The sequence below is a fragment of the Bradyrhizobium sp. USDA 4516 genome (assembly GCF_054055915.1).
The window spans coordinates 3,499,524-3,513,702 of the sequence record NZ_JBSRXT010000001.1 but is presented as its reverse complement, the minus strand read 5'-3'; the positions used below and the strand labels follow the sequence as shown (position 1 = coordinate 3,513,702).

The following is a 14,179-nucleotide window of genomic DNA, read 5'->3' as shown; positions in this document are numbered from 1 at the left end:
CGAGTGTCCGCCTTGGGCGGCGGGCAGCGCGCCGAGCCCGATTCGCCGGCTCAAGGCGACGCCCATCTGGCGTCCTACGGCCTGACCCAGCGTTGCACGGCCGCGGCGGTGTCGGCCGGCCTGGTGTTGAAGCAGATGGCGGCATCGGGGGCGAGCCGGTGCACCAGATTCAGGATCGTCTCGAACAGCAAGAGCCGCTCCGGCGGCTCGCGCAGCCCGGCACCGATCACGACGCAGTCGTAGCGGCGCGCGTTGAGGGCCGCCGCCGTCACGGCTTCCGCCGTATCGCCGAGGTCGATCAGGCAGCTCTCGACGTCGTAGCCGAGCGTCCGCAGGCCGTCGATCTGCGCGTCGAGATAGCTGCGCACCAGTTCGGGCGTGAACCGCGGCATGACGGACAGATCGACGAAGGTCGGGTCGAGGCCGATCGCCAGCACGGATGGCTTCGTCATGGTGGCAGTTCCCGGTCCGAGAGAATTTCGTCCGAGCATGCCGCAGGTTTGAGTCGAAATCGCGGACACGACGACCCGCAGCAACCTTGTGAAAGCCCGGGTGAGCGAAGCGACACCCGCGGTTGCTCGTCGCAAAGACCCGCATGTCGCTTCGCTCATGCGGGCTACATGGTTTCGCTCCGCCGGAATCGCGGAGCCGTCAGCGGCAGCCATGATCCTGCGCGGCACGCGCAGCGATTGCGGCGCGCCGCTTGAGGAACTCGCGCTCGCGCGAATTGCCGGCTAATGCGGCGGCGGCCTCGAACGCGGCATGCGCCTCCGCGAAACGGCTCAGCTTATTCAGCAGATCGCCGCGCACGCTCGGCAGCAGATGATAGGATTTCAGCGCCGGCTCATCGGTGAGGCCGTCGACGAACGCGAGCGCGGCAAGCGGCCCCTCGGCCATGCCGATCGCAACTGCGCGGTTGAGCTCGATCACGGGTGAATCCAAGAGCGCGGCGAGATCGCCGTACAGCGCGGCGATGCGGCGCCAGTCGGTCGCGTCCGGTGTTCCGGCTTCGGCGTGGCAGGCGGCGATCGCGGCCTGCAGCACATAGAAGCCGCCGGCGCCGCCGAGCTCGCGGGCACGCGCCAGCGCGAGCTGCCCGCGGCGGATCTGCAGGCGATCCCACCGCGCACGGTTCTGGTCCATCAGCAGGATCGGCTCACCGGACGCATCGGTGCGCGCCGCCATCCGCGAGGCGTTGAACTCCATCAGCGCCAGCAGGCCGTGCGCCTCCGGCTCCGATGGTGCGATCGAGGTCAGCACGCGGCCCATGCGCAGCGCCTCGTTGCAGAGCTGCGGCCGCAGCCATTCGTCGCCGCTTGCCGCGGTATAGCCCTCGTTGAAGATGAGGTAGACGACCTCGAGCACGGAGGCGAGCCGCTCGGACAGCTCCTCGCCACGCGGCGTCTCGTAGGCAAGGCCTGACTCCGACAACGTGCGCTTGGCGCGCACGATGCGCTGGGCGATGGTCGCCTCCGCCTGCAGGAAAGCGCGCGCGATCTCCTCGGTGGTGAGGCCGCAGATCATCCGAAGCGCCAGCGCGGCGCGCGCCTCCCGCGACAGGCGCGGATGGCAGGCGGTGAAGATCAGCCGCAGCAATTCGTCACCGATATCGTCGTCGAGCGCGGCATCGAAGTCGGGCATGGTCTGCTGCTCCCGCGCCAGGTCGTGCGCGATCACGCCGTGCTTCTCGGCCAGCATGCGATTGCGGCGCAGATGGTCGAGCGCGCGGCGCTTGGCCGTCGCCATCAGCCAGGCACCGGGCTTTTCCGGCACGCCATCGGCCGGCCAATGCTCAAGCGCGGCGACCAGCGCTTCCTGGGTCAGGTCCTCGGCGAGCGGCACGTCGCGCAGCATCCGCGACAGGCTGGTGATCAGCCGCGGCTGCTCGATGCGCCACACCGCAAGAATCGTGGCCTGGATGTCGGCGGCCGTCATCGCCGCCGACCTGAATTCTCGTCCTGACGCGTTGTCTTCACGCGAACCGGCGTCCACTTCGCTTGCGAACGCCCTGTTCGCGCGGCGCATCAGGCGCAGGCGGACACATCGACCTGACAGCCGCCGTCGGCGCCCGGGGTGGCGAACGGGCGAACCTCACAGGTTCCCTCCCAACCCGGCATATGCTCCTTGTGCAGCTGCATGAACTCGACGGCGGCGGCGACCGCCTCTTCCTTGTTGCGGAGCTCGAAGATCGCGTAGCCGCCGATCATCTCCTTGGTCTCGACGAAGGGCCCGTCGACGACGTTGAGCTTGCCGTCGGTGATGCGGACCTGGGCGCCCATCGCGACCGGCAACAGCCCGCCGGTGTCGATCATGCGGCCCGCCTTGATTTCCCGCTCGGCAAGCCTGCCCATCGCCTCCATCAGAGCCGGCGTCGGCGGGCCCGGGGGCTGCGCGGAGGTGACGATATACATGAAGCGCATCGGAAAACTCCTGTTGGGCGAGACGCGGCGATGATCGCCGCAAGACCGGCTCGCTATGGGGAACGACGATCCGGGAGGGGGTGAATCGACAGCGGAAAGGGATTTTTTTTCGGGCAGAAGCAAATCCTTGTCGTCCCTGCGAAAGCAGGGACCCATAACCACTGGGTTGAGTTGCTGAAGCGAGCCATGGCCACAGCCGCGCAAAACCAACCGGCATCGTGGCTATGGGTCCCTGCTCCCGTGCGCAATTGCGCACTAGGCGCGGACGACACGGAGCTTGTGGCAATCCCGTAGCCGGGTGAGCGAAGCGATACCCGGGGAATGCACCGGCGAAATCCCGCATATCGCTTGCGCTCATGCGGGCTACGAAGCCAGCCCCGACCTACTGCTCCCGCAGCATGATCAGCGGATCGGCGCTGTCCGGGACACGGCGCCACTGGGCGTTGTCGTCGGCCTCGAACTGCCAGGTCTCGCCTTTGGCCGACATCAGGATCATCTGGCCGTGATCGAGCCGCCACATGGTCGGGTTGAAGGAAGCGACCGCGGGATCGCATTTGCCCTTCAGGAACACCTGGAAATTGTCGTTGCCGGCGTCGGTGTTGGTCAGCACCAGCGTGCAGATCGCCTGGCCGTTGCCGCGGACCATCGACCAGTCGCCGATCATCTGGTCCATCGATTTGGCGAGCGAGCGCGCCGCGGCAAGGTTTTGCAGGATGTAGACGCCCTCGTTGGTGCGCATGCCTTCGAAGATGCCGGTCTCGACCTCGGTGAAATCGATCACGGTCTCGCCGGCGGCATTGTGCAGCCGCACGATGTCGCCGAGGCCCTTGATGCTCCAGCCGGTGATGTCCTTGGTGAAGGGCAGCGCGGCGGCGCAGGCGGGCTCGAGCTCGAGCTTGAAGCCTTGCGGCGCCGTATCGCTCTTCAGCGTCACGACGCAGGTCTTGCTGCGCTCGGTGGTGGCGAGCTCCCACTGCCCGATCATGTCCTTCTTCAACGTCGGGACGTCCTGCGCCGCTGCCGGACCGCACGCGGCCAGCAGCAGACACAGCACGGCATTGAAGCGGGACAACGACATCAGCGATCCTTGACCGGCGTTTCGGCAACCGGCGTCAGCGGCGGCTTGCCGGCGAACCAGTTCTTGATGTTGTCGACCACGAGCTGGTCCATCGCGTTGCGCGTCACCACCGAGGCCGAGCCGATATGCGGCAGCAGCACGACGTTCTGCATCGCCTTCAATTCGTCGGGCACGTTCGGTTCGGCCGCGAACACGTCGAGACCGGCGGCCAGGATGGTGCCGGACTTCAGCGCCGCGACCAGCGCCGGCTCGTCAACCACCGAGCCGCGCGCGACATTGATCAGCACGCCGCGGGGACCGAGCGCCTTCAAGACGTCGGCATTGATCATCTTCGCCGTCGAGGCGCCGCCCGGCACGATGACGATCAAGGTGTCGACCGCCTTCGCCATCTCGATCAGATCGGGATAGTGCTTGTAGGAGACGTCCTTGGACGGATTGCGCGAGTGATAGGACACCGGCACCCGCGACGCATCGAGCCGGCGCCCGATCGCCTGGCCGATCCGGCCCATGCCGACGATGCCGATCTTGCGGTCGCGCAGCGAGCCGACGCTGAGCGGATAATTCTGGGTCTGCCACAGGCCGGAGCGCACGTAGCGGTCGGCCTTGACGAATTCGCGCAACGTCGCGATCAACAGGCCCATCGCGACATCGGCGACCTCCTCGGTCAGCACGTCGGGCGTATTGGTGACCACGATATTGTGATCGCGCGCATAGGCAGAATCGACGTGGTCGTAGCCGACGCCGAAGCTGCCGACGATCTCGAGCTTCGGAAACATCGCCAGCGCGGTCTTGTCGGTCGCCATCGTGTGATAGGTGACGGCGATGCCGCGGATCTTGGCCAGCGTATCGGGCGTCAGCCGCTCGAGGTCGCCGCGGCTCTCGGCACGGTGCAGCGCGTATTGATCGGGAAAGCCGTTTTCGAGGATTGGCCGGATCGGTCCATAGATCAACAGATCGATCTTTTCGGAAGAAATCGGGGCCATCAACTGTCCTTTCCTAACGCGCTTTCATGCCAACGCCGCAGCAACAAATGCGAAACTAGCGCCAGCAACCCATAAATGACAATCCCGGCCAGCGATAGCAGCAGAAGTGCCGCGAACATGCGGGGAATATTCAGCCGGTAGCCTGATTCAGCGATCCGGAAGGCGAGGCCCGAGCCGGCGCCGGCGCTGCCCGCCGCGATCTCCGCGACCACGGCGCCGATCAGCGACAGCCCGCCGGCGATGCGCAGACCGCCGAGGATATAGGGCAGCGCCGCGGGCAGCTTCAGGAACAGCAGCGTCTGCAGCTGTGAGGCGCCATAAAGTTGAAACAATCCGGCGAGGTTGCGATCCACCGAATTGAGGCCGAGCGTCGTGTTCGACAGCACCGGAAAGAACGCCACGATCCAGGCGCAGACGATCACCGCGGTCTGCTGCTGCAGATAGATCAGGAGCAGCGGCGCGATCGCGATAACGGGCGTGACCTGCAGCACCACCGCATAGGGAAACAGCGAATACTCCAGCCATTTCGACTGGTTGAACAATAGCGCCAGCACGATGCCGCCGATTGCTGCGGCAACGAAGCCTTCGAGCGTGGTCAGCAGCGTGACGCCGAGCGATTGCGACAGGATGGGCCAGTCCGCAACCAGCGTCTTCAGCACCAACAGCGGGCTCGGCAGCACGTAAGGTTGGATGCCATAGCCGCGGACGATGGCTTCCCAGAACAGGAGGCCAGCGGCGAACACCGCAAGCGGCAGCAGAAAACGGACGAGGTCCTGCGGAGATTTCATGCGCCCGCCTGCCCTGCATAGGATGGCGCCAGCGCGCTGGAGACCTCGCGGCAGAACGCGGCGTATTCGGCCGAGGTGCGGAACTCCTCGCCGCGCGGTTCCGGCGAGGTGATGCGAAACTCGGCGCCGATCCGGCCCGGGCGGGCGGTCATCACGATCACGCGCTCGGACAGATAGACCGACTCGAACACCGAGTGCGTCACGAAGATGACGGTCTTGTGCAGACTGCGCCACAGCGACAGCAGGTCGTTGTTGAGCCGAAACCGCGTGATCTCGTCGAGCGCCGCGAACGGCTCGTCCATCAAGAGGACATCCGGATCGGTGACCAGCGCGCGCGCCAGCGACACCCGCATCTTCATGCCGCCGGACAATTCGCGCGGATAGGCTCTCGCGAACTCCACAAGCCCGACCTGATCCAGCGCCGCATCGATGCGCGCGTCGGCGGTGGTCGCAGGCAGCCGGGCAAGCTTCAGCGGCAGGCGGACATTGTCGCGCACCGTGGCCCACGGCATCAGGGTCGGCTCCTGAAATACGAAGCCGATGCGGTGGCTGCCGCGCTGCTCCGCGCCATGATGCGAGACCTCGACCGTGCCGGCGCTTGGCGTGGCGAGACCTGCAATCAGCCGCAGCGCGGTGGATTTGCCGCAACCGGAGGGCCCGAGCAGCGAGACGAACTCGCCGCGCCTCACGTCGAGGTCGAGCGGCCCGAGTGCCCTCACGCCGCTGTCATAGGTCTTGCTGACGCCGCGCAGGCGCACAGCCGACGCTGCATCAGATCCAGACAACGCAGGCTCCGCCATCGCCCGTCCGCACCCGTCAGTTCTTCGGCCGGAGCTCGGCGCCGACAGCCTTGTTGATGAAGCGCAGCGTGTAGCCCTGGCGATAGTCGATAGCGCTCTTGACCACGCCGGCGCGCACCATCTTGTCGAAGAAGCTCGCCATCCGCTCATCGGTCATGGCGCCGATGCCGTTCTTGATGGAATCGCCGGAATCGACGATGCCGTGCTCGCGCATCTTGGCGACGCAATAGGAGAGCAGCTCGTCATTCATGTCGGGATTGAGCTTCTTGATCATCGCATTGCCGGCCGAGTTGTCACCGTAGACGTAGTGGTACCAGCCGACGATCGAGGCATCGACGAAGCGCTGCACGAGGTCAGGCTTCTTGTCGACCAGGTCGCGGCGGGTCTCGATCAGCGTCGAGTAGGAGTTGAAGCCGTAATCGGCGAGCAGCAGCACGTTCGGCTTGAAGCCGGCGGCTTTCTCGACCGCGAAGGGCTCCGAGGTGACGTAGCCCTGCATCGCGGTCTGCTTGTTCACGATGAAGGGCTGCGGGTTGAAGGTGTAGGGCTTCACCTTGTTCTCGTCGAAACCGTATTCGGACTTCAGCCACTGGAAGTAGCTGGTGATGCCCTCCTTCGAAATCAAAAGCGTGAGCGGCTTCAGATCCTCGATCTTTGCGACCTTGACCTCGGGATGGGTCAGGAAGACCTGGGGGTCCTTCTGGAACATGGCGGCGACAGCGACCAGCGGCACGTTGTTGGTGACGGCGTCGAAGGTCTGCAGCGAGTTCGCGCTCATGAAGAAGTCGAGCTTGCCCGCGATCAGCAGCATCCGGTTGTTCTCGTTGGGACCGCCCGGCACGATGGTGACGTCGAGGCCGTATTTCTTGTAGGTGCCGTCGGCGAGCGCCTGGAAGAACCCGCCATGCTCGCCCTCGGCGACCCAATTGGTGCCGAACGAGACCTTGTCCAAGGTCTTGTCCGAGGTCTGCGCCCGCGCCGGGGCAAGCGCCGCGGCAACGCAAAGCGCGGCGGTCAGAAGGCTTGTGGTTAATGCTCGCAGCAAAAAGGCCGGGATCATGGTTGGACTCCGTCGATCATTATGGCCCATGATGGAAGGCGGGAAGACGTGGACCGCGCCCGGAGACGCGAACCCGTTATGATGTTAAACAAACTAGCCTGCAAATCCATCCCGTGAAACGCTTGTATTGAAACGACCCGGCTTGATGACCTCTCAGCTTCCGCCCCGCAACTGGACCGCCATCCACTGGCCCGATATCGCCAGGGATACGGCCGCGAGCTGGATTGCGGTGCTGCCGCTGGCCGCGACCGAGCAGCACGGGCCGCATCTGCCGCTCGGAACCGACATCATGATCGGCGAGGCCTATCTTTCGCGGGTGCGAGAGTTGCTGCCGGCGCCCACTCCCGCCACGTTCCTGCCGTTGCAGCCGGTCGGCATCTCAACCGAGCACATCGATTTTCCGGGTACCTTGACCTTGCCGACCAACGTGGCGCTGAAGAGCTGGATGGCGCTCGGCGAGAGCGTGGCGCGCGCAGGCGTCAGGAAGCTCGTGATCGTGACCAGCCATGGCGGCAATTCCGCCGCGATGCAGCTGGTGGCGCAGGATCTGCGCGCGCACCATCAGATGCTGGTGGTGACCACGAGCTGGTCGCGCTTCGGCGCGCCCGACGGGCTGTTCGACGCTGGCGAACTGCGCCACGGCATCCATGGCGGCGCGGTCGAGACCTCGATCATGCTGGCGAAATATCCGCACGCCGTGCGCAAGGATGCGATCGCGGACTTCAAGCCGGCCAGCGTGCGGATCGAGAAGGATTATCGCTTTCTGTCGACGCAGCGGCCGGCGCCGTTCGCCTGGCAGGCGCAGGACCTCAATCCGAGCGGCGCGATCGGCGATGCGACCAAGGCCTCGGCCGAGAAGGGCGAGAAGCTGATCGAGCACGGCGCGCGCGCGTTCTGCGAGCTGCTCGCCGATGTCGACAGGTTCGATCCCGGCGTATTTCGCGGCAAATGACCGCGATTGCTTCGTCCTGACAAGCGCGACGAAACAATTCGCGAAACCATATTTCCGCCCCGGTCTTCGAACCGGAACCGGACAGCCTCCGTCCAACGGGCATGCGGACCACACCGGCGCCGCCCACACAGGATGGAGTATTCCATGTCGATCAAGACCAAGTTCGCCGCCCTCGCCCTCACCGCGCTCGCCGTGACCGGCACCATCGCGTCCACGACGTCGCAGGCTGAAGCGAAGCCCTATGGCTGGGGCTGGGGCGTTGGCGCAGGTCTCGTCGGCGCTGCCGTTGTCGGCAGCGCGATCGCGGCCAGCGACGGCTATTACTACGGCGGTGGCTATCGGCGCTGCGGCTGGGTGCGCCAGTTCGACGCCTACGGCAATTACATCGGCCGCGTGCGCAGCTGCTCCTACTGATCGACGCAATTCCCAGGGTTGCGGATCCTGTGTTCGGCACGGGTCCTCATCCACCCCGTGCCGCAACCGACCCGTCCGGTGATCCCCCCGGGCGGGTCAATTCTTGAACGCGGCAATCACAGATACTTCGCGACCAGTCTGAAATCGCGTAGCACGGCTCGCCCTTTCGGCCCCGATGCCTTCAGCGTGTCCTCGAGGCTGTGCCCGATGTGATCGTGGATCAGCGCCTTCTTGGCGCTCTCGATCGCGCTCTCCACCGCCTGCAATTGCTGGGCGATCTGCGCACAGGGCCGGCCCTGCTCGATCATCTCGACGATGGTGTCGAGATGGCCGTTGGCGCGCTTCAGGCGCCTGGCGATCGCAGCGTGCGGATGGTCGTCGGACATCTGGCTCTCCTATCCTCCCCGGAGGATAACCGTGATCCTCCCCGGAGGATAGCGGAATCGGCTTGACAGGCCATTGTCGCGGGCGTAGTGCCCGATGATCGGAACGTTCGTTCCGCGCCGGGGGTTCTATCTCCGGAGACAAGTCGATCCACGAGCCAGCACAGAAGGCACATGGGCAGTAGCAACTCAGGCGACAGTAGTCCGGCGATGCCGGGACTGGTGACGCCGCAACACAGCAAGACTGATCGCGCAGATCTCGCCTGCGTGGACGGGTGGTCGCGCCCAAGCTGACCACTGCTCCTCACCGGCCTGCCGCGACCAGCGGAAGTGGAGGTGAGCGATGTTCGAAAAGCTCGCAAAATTCCGGCAAGCAAGCCCGCGGCGCGTTGTCGAGCCGCGGCGCATGCCGCCGCCGGCCGCCATTCATTGCAATGACAACCTGCCGGGCTTTCGCCGCCTGGCGGGCCGCCGCCGGCGTCCAACCCCGGCCTGTCATTGGGTCCTGATCGACGGCCGCCTGGAATGCCGTTGGATCGTCGACGACAGCGGCGGTGATCTCGATCAGCAGCGACGCGCCGCAGCGAAGTCACGGCTGTGCGCTTAGGCCGACCGTGAGGGCGGGCTTGATAACGACAGTGCTGGCCGCTCCCTCTCCCCGTTCTTGCGGGGAGAGGGTTGGGGTGAGGGGCCGCCTCCGCGCACACGGTAATAGCTGAGTTCGCGAAAACTCCCCTCACCCGGATCGCATCTGATGATGCGATCCGACCTCTCCCCGCACGCGGGGCGAGGTGAAGCGGCGCCCGCTGCTCGGTCGGAAGTAGTTGTCTTGGTTTAGGAGGCCGACATGGACGAAGGACCTAGTTGCCCCGTTGCGCGGCATTCAGGCGCGGCAACGGGATTCTCGATCTGCATCACATCTGGAAATGCCGCTGCTCACGGCAGCGGAGACGTGCGCGCCTGACGACGCCTGCGTCCCTCCCGCCGTGCCGAAAGGCGGCGAGGAGACGCGAAATGACCGAAAGCAAGACCACACAAACCGCCATTCTCGACAGCGCGCATGCCGGCGACATCCACGGCGCGCTCGGCAGCATCGCTCGCGACGACACCGCGCCGCGCGCGACCTTGCTGGCCCGGCTGAAGACATTGCTGGCGATCGTCGGCCCCGGCCTGATCGTGATGGTCGGCGACAACGACGCCGGCGCGTTCGGCACCTATACCCAGGCCGGACAGAATTACGGCACCACGCTGCTGTGGACGCTTCTGCTGCTGATCCCGGTGCTCTACGTCAACCAGGAGATGGTGGTGCGGCTCGGCGCCGTCACCGGGTCGGCCATGCGCGCCTGATCTTCGAGCGCTTCGGCAAGTTCTGGGGTGCCTTCAGCGTCATCGACCTCCTGGTATTGAACGCGCTGACCATTGTCACCGAGTTCATCGGCATCACGTTTGCACTTCATTTTCTCGGCGTCTCGCAGTTCTGGGGCGTGTTGGCCTCGGCTGTTATCGTGATGCTGGCGGTCTCGACTGGCGACTTCCGCCGCTTCGAACGCTTCGGCATCGCGCTGGTCGCAGGCAGCCTGCTGCTGGTACCCGTGATCCTGATGGTGCATCCGCCGGTCGGGCAGATCGCCTCCGACTTCTTCGTGCCGAAGATGCCGCAGGACGCCAAGCTCAGTGAGGTGATGCTGCTGATCGTCGCCATCGTCGGTACCACGGTGGCGCCGTGGCAATTGTTCTTCCAGCAGAGCTACATCGTCGACAAGCGGATCACGCCGCGTTTCATCCGCTATGAACGGATGGATCTATGCATCGGCATCGTGCTGGTCGTGGTCGGCGCGGTGGCGATGATCTCGTTCTGCGCGGCAGTGTTCGCAGGAAAGCCCGAATTCGGCAATTACACGGACGCGCTGGGACCGCGGTCGGCCTCGAGACATATGCCGGCCGGCTGCCGGCGGTGCTGTTCGCCCTTGCGCTGCTCGATGCCTGCATCATCGGTGCTGCGGCAGTCTCCCTCGCGACCGCTTATGCGATCGGCGACGTGTTCGCGGTCAAGCACTCGCTGCACCGCAAGCCGTGGGACGCGAAGGGCTTCTACAGCGTCTATTGCGGTCTGATCGTGCTCGCGGCGGCGCTGGTGCTGACGCCGGGCACGCCGCTCGGACTATTGACCAACGCGGTGCAGACGCTGGCCGGCGTGCTGTTGCCGAGCGCGACCGTGTTCCTGCTGCTGCTATGCAACGATCGCCACATCCTCGGGCCCTGGGTCAATTCGACCAAACTCAACCTGTTCACCGGCGCAGTGGTCGCGGGGCTGGTGATGCTGTCGGTGATCCTGACCGTCGCGGTGCTGTTCCCCGATTTCGGCGAGACGTGGATCATCGGCATCCTCGTCGGCGGCAGCGTGCTTGCGCTCGCGATCACGGCAGCCGTCAAGTTCTACGAGATGTCGTCGCGCCGTCACGCGTCGTTCCGCTTCAAGCGCAAGCCCTCGCTGGTCGACCGCGACAGCTGGCGGATGCCGCCGCTCGACCGGCTGCCGCCGGCGCGGCTCAGCCCGCTGAGCCGGATCTGGATGATCGTGCTGCGCGGCTATCTCGTCGTCGCCGCCGGCCTCGTGCTGCTGCGGATCGTCCAGCTCGCCACGGTGGGAGCGTGACCGCGCTCAGTCGCGGCCGGCGATGGGGCGCGATCGTGCTGCTCAGGCTGGCGAGCGCCGTCCTGCGCGGCGCGGCCGCGCTCCACCGGAAACGCACAATCTCAAACGCCGGGCTGCGGACGGCGCTGTCGCTGGCGCGATGTGTCGAACGGGCCGGCGCGCGGTCATGCTCGGCAGGGCATCGCAGCCGGCACTCATCAACACAAAGGACGAGAACAGTGACCGCATCGATTGAACGGTCGGGTCGCGACCGGTTTGCCATGGACAGGCGGCCGATCGCCGCCGATGTGGCCCGCCACCTCGCGCTGTTACGTGACTGTCACGGTGGCGTGCAAATCGGAACGGTATTGGGCGCGCCTCAGTTGCTATTGCGAATTATTTGCAATAAACAACCGGGGATGCTAGGTGCTGATCTGGCTTTGGATGGGACGACACAGATCGGACCGGGGACGGCGGGCGATGATTTCAAATCTCGGGTGGCAAGCGGCCACCAAATCTGCAGTGATGCCGGGTGAAACCGCCACTCGTTCGCGGAAAGCCGCGTCATGACCTGCGTCCGCCTCTTCCGGGTCCAGATCGCCGCCGGCGCAGCGCTCGGTGCGGCAACCTTCGGCGCGCCGGCGACCGCGGCCGATCTGGCGCTCAAATCCCCCGCCGCCAGGGCGGTCTACAGCTGGACCGGATTCTATGTCGGCGCCCATGTCGGTTATGGAGACGGTACGCTGGGCCCCGGCACCAACCCGATCCTGGAACAGGGCGTGTTCTTCCCGCCCACCATCACCGGCGGGATCGGCGGCTTCCAGGTCGGATACAACAAGGAATTCGCCAACCGCTTCGTGCTCGGCGTCGAGGCGGATGCGACCTTCACCGGCCCGACCGACCTGCCGCGGCGGGTGCTCGGCCCCTTCAATTCGTCGATCGACTATGTCGGCACGCTGCGCGGCCGCGCCGGCTACTCTTTCGGCACCTGGATGCCTTACGTGACCGGCGGCTTCGCCTGGGGCCACAGCCAGGTTCGGGTCAACGACGCCGCGGGCGAGGTGATCTCGGAGCCCGGCCAGTACCAGACCGGCTGGACCGTCGGCGCCGGCGCCGAATTCGCGGTGAGCGGCAATTGGACCGCCAAGGTCGAATACGACTACATCGACCTGTCGCGCCGCACGCTCGGCCTCAATGATTTCGGCCTGCCCGGCGTCAGCATCGACCCGCGCATCCATTTGCTGAAATTCGGCCTCAACTATCAGCTCGGCGACTCGCCATGGTCAGCGACGCCGACGCGCACCGCACTGCCCGAATCGAGCGACTGGAGCGTGCACGGCCAGACGACGCTGCTGCCGCAGACCTATCCGTCCTTCCGCTCGCCCTATGCCGGCACCAACAGCCTTCCCGGCGCGGGGCAGTTGCAGCAGACCTGGACCACGACGGCGTTTCTCGGCGTGCGGCTCTGGGAAGGCGGCGAGTTCTACTTCAACCCGGAAACCGCGCAGGGCTTTGGCCTCAACGGCACGCTCGGCCTTGCCGGCTTCTCGAACGGCGAAGCCCAGAAGGCCGGCGCGCCGTTCCCGAAAATCCGGCCGCAGCGCTACTACTTCAAGCAGACCTTCGGCTTCGGCGGCGAGCAGGAAGACGTCGCCGACGGCCCGAACCAGATCGCCGGCAAGCGTGACATCGATCGCCTCACGCTCGTGGTCGGGCGCTTTGCGGTCGGCGATTTCTTTGACGGCAATTCCTACGCCAAGGACCCGCGCGCCGATTTCATGAACTGGGCGATGTGGGCGTCCGCCGCCTACGACTTCCCGGCCGACTTGCCCGGCTACACCCGCGGCGCCGTGGTCGAGCTCAACCGCAAGGATTGGGCGGTGCGCGCCGGCGTGTTCCAGGTGCCGAACGCGCCGAACAGCGACGTTCTGGTGTTCAACACCGGCGGCGCCGTGGTGGAATTCGAGGGCCGCTATTCGATCTTCGACCAGCCCGGCAAGCTGCGCGTCGGCGTGTTCGGCAACCGCGGCAACACCGGCAATTACGCCCAGGCGCTCGCGATCGAGGACGCCAATCCGGGGCTCGACATCAACGACGTGATGGCCGGCATCCGCAAGGACAATCTGAAATACGGCTTCTATCTGAACGGCGAGCAGCAGATCGCAAAGGATGTCGGCCTGTTCGGCCGCCTCAGCTGGAACGACGGCCGGACCGAGATCCTGTCGTTCACCGATGTCGATCGCAGCGTGTCGGGCGGCCTGTCGATCAAGGGCAGCAGGTGGGGACGGGCGAACGACACGATCGGCATCGGCGGCGCGATCAACGGGCTGTCATCAGCGCATCGCGACTACCTTGCCGCCGGCGGCCTCGGCCTGCTGATCGGCGACGGCGCGCTGAACTACAGCCCGGAGCGGATCTTCGAGACCTACTACGCCTATCAGGTGAACAAGAACCTGACGCTGACCGCGGACTATCAGTTCATCACCAACCCCGCCTACAACGCCGACCGCGGCCCGGTGCACATCTTCTCCGGCCGCATCCACGGCGAGTTCTGAACGCGCCATCTCTGGGTCCCGGCCTGCGCCGGGACGACAGCAAATTTGCCGCGCCGTTCTTGTCAATGATGTCTCGGAATTGGTTCGATAGAGCAAACGCCCTCTCCCCAC

Annotated in this window: 14 protein-coding genes and 1 pseudogene; 6 read left to right on the top strand and 9 right to left on the bottom strand. The window is 65.6% G+C overall.

Going from position 1 to position 14,179, the window contains the following annotated elements:
• Window positions 1–74: 74 nt before the first annotated feature.
• The 8 genes from ACVI1L_RS16135 to ACVI1L_RS16100 all read right to left on the bottom strand — a co-directional run bounded on the left by ACVI1L_RS16135 (window position 75) and on the right by ACVI1L_RS16100 (window position 7,129).
• Window positions 75–452, bottom strand: a complete 378-nt coding sequence (locus ACVI1L_RS16135) for a hypothetical protein (RefSeq protein WP_456783280.1) — start codon at window positions 450–452, stop codon at window positions 75–77.
• 199 nt (window positions 453–651) lie between these two features.
• Window positions 652–1,935 (bottom strand): RNA polymerase sigma factor, encoded by a 1,284-nt coding sequence (locus tag ACVI1L_RS16130; RefSeq protein ID WP_456783279.1) that lies wholly within the window; start codon window positions 1,933–1,935, stop codon window positions 652–654.
• Between the two features lie 89 nt (window positions 1,936–2,024).
• Window positions 2,025–2,420: a YciI family protein gene (locus ACVI1L_RS16125; protein ID WP_057020112.1), complete on the bottom strand. Its 396-nt coding sequence runs from the start codon at window positions 2,418–2,420 to the stop codon at window positions 2,025–2,027.
• Between the two features lie 382 nt (window positions 2,421–2,802).
• On the bottom strand, window positions 2,803–3,498 hold the full coding sequence (locus ACVI1L_RS16120) for an AprI/Inh family metalloprotease inhibitor (protein WP_456783278.1): 696 nt from the start codon (window positions 3,496–3,498) through the stop codon (window positions 2,803–2,805).
• On the bottom strand, window positions 3,498–4,481 hold the full coding sequence (locus tag ACVI1L_RS16115) for a 2-hydroxyacid dehydrogenase (RefSeq protein WP_229193051.1): 984 nt from the start codon (window positions 4,479–4,481) through the stop codon (window positions 3,498–3,500). Before ACVI1L_RS16115 ends, ACVI1L_RS16120 begins: the two co-directional genes overlap by 1 nt.
• On the bottom strand, window positions 4,481–5,269 hold the full coding sequence (locus ACVI1L_RS16110; RefSeq protein WP_456783277.1) for an ABC transporter permease: 789 nt from the start codon (window positions 5,267–5,269) through the stop codon (window positions 4,481–4,483). Before ACVI1L_RS16110 ends, ACVI1L_RS16115 begins: the two co-directional genes overlap by 1 nt.
• On the bottom strand, window positions 5,266–6,069 hold the full coding sequence (locus ACVI1L_RS16105) for an ABC transporter ATP-binding protein (RefSeq protein WP_456783276.1): 804 nt from the start codon (window positions 6,067–6,069) through the stop codon (window positions 5,266–5,268). Before ACVI1L_RS16105 ends, ACVI1L_RS16110 begins: the two co-directional genes overlap by 4 nt.
• Window positions 6,070–6,085: 16 nt before the next feature.
• Window positions 6,086–7,129, bottom strand: coding sequence for an ABC transporter substrate-binding protein (locus tag ACVI1L_RS16100; protein ID WP_456783275.1), 1,044 nt, complete (start codon window positions 7,127–7,129; stop codon window positions 6,086–6,088).
• A gap of 145 nt (window positions 7,130–7,274) precedes the next feature.
• Between ACVI1L_RS16100 and ACVI1L_RS16095 the strand changes: the two genes are divergently transcribed.
• Together ACVI1L_RS16095 and ACVI1L_RS16090 are read left to right on the top strand one after the other, a co-directional pair.
• On the top strand, window positions 7,275–8,081 hold the full coding sequence (locus tag ACVI1L_RS16095; RefSeq protein WP_456783274.1) for a creatininase family protein: 807 nt from the start codon (window positions 7,275–7,277) through the stop codon (window positions 8,079–8,081).
• A 144-nt stretch (window positions 8,082–8,225) separates the two neighbouring features.
• On the top strand, window positions 8,226–8,495 hold the full coding sequence (locus ACVI1L_RS16090) for a hypothetical protein (RefSeq protein ID WP_057020179.1): 270 nt from the start codon (window positions 8,226–8,228) through the stop codon (window positions 8,493–8,495).
• A gap of 116 nt (window positions 8,496–8,611) precedes the next feature.
• Here ACVI1L_RS16090 and ACVI1L_RS16085 read toward each other — a convergent pair whose 3' ends face one another.
• The gene (locus ACVI1L_RS16085; RefSeq protein WP_057020119.1) at window positions 8,612–8,881 is read right to left on the bottom strand and encodes a metal-sensing transcriptional repressor; all 270 of its coding nucleotides are present in this window, start codon (window positions 8,879–8,881) and stop codon (window positions 8,612–8,614) included.
• A 340-nt stretch (window positions 8,882–9,221) separates the two neighbouring features.
• Here ACVI1L_RS16085 and ACVI1L_RS16080 point away from each other — a divergent pair, with 340 nt between their 5' ends.
• From ACVI1L_RS16080 to ACVI1L_RS16065, 4 genes and pseudogenes are all read left to right on the top strand, one after another.
• Window positions 9,222–9,485, top strand: coding sequence for a hypothetical protein (locus ACVI1L_RS16080; protein ID WP_456783273.1), 264 nt, complete (start codon window positions 9,222–9,224; stop codon window positions 9,483–9,485).
• A 407-nt stretch (window positions 9,486–9,892) separates the two neighbouring features.
• Window positions 9,893–11,534 (top strand): annotated as a pseudogene (locus tag ACVI1L_RS16075) (NRAMP family divalent metal transporter).
• 218 nt (window positions 11,535–11,752) lie between these two features.
• Entirely contained in the window at window positions 11,753–12,049 is a 297-nt protein-coding gene (locus ACVI1L_RS16070) for a hypothetical protein (protein ID WP_456783272.1), read from the top strand.
• 30 nt (window positions 12,050–12,079) lie between these two features.
• Window positions 12,080–14,068, top strand: coding sequence for a carbohydrate porin (locus tag ACVI1L_RS16065; RefSeq protein ID WP_456783271.1), 1,989 nt, complete (start codon window positions 12,080–12,082; stop codon window positions 14,066–14,068).
• Window positions 14,069–14,179: the final 111 nt, after the last annotated feature.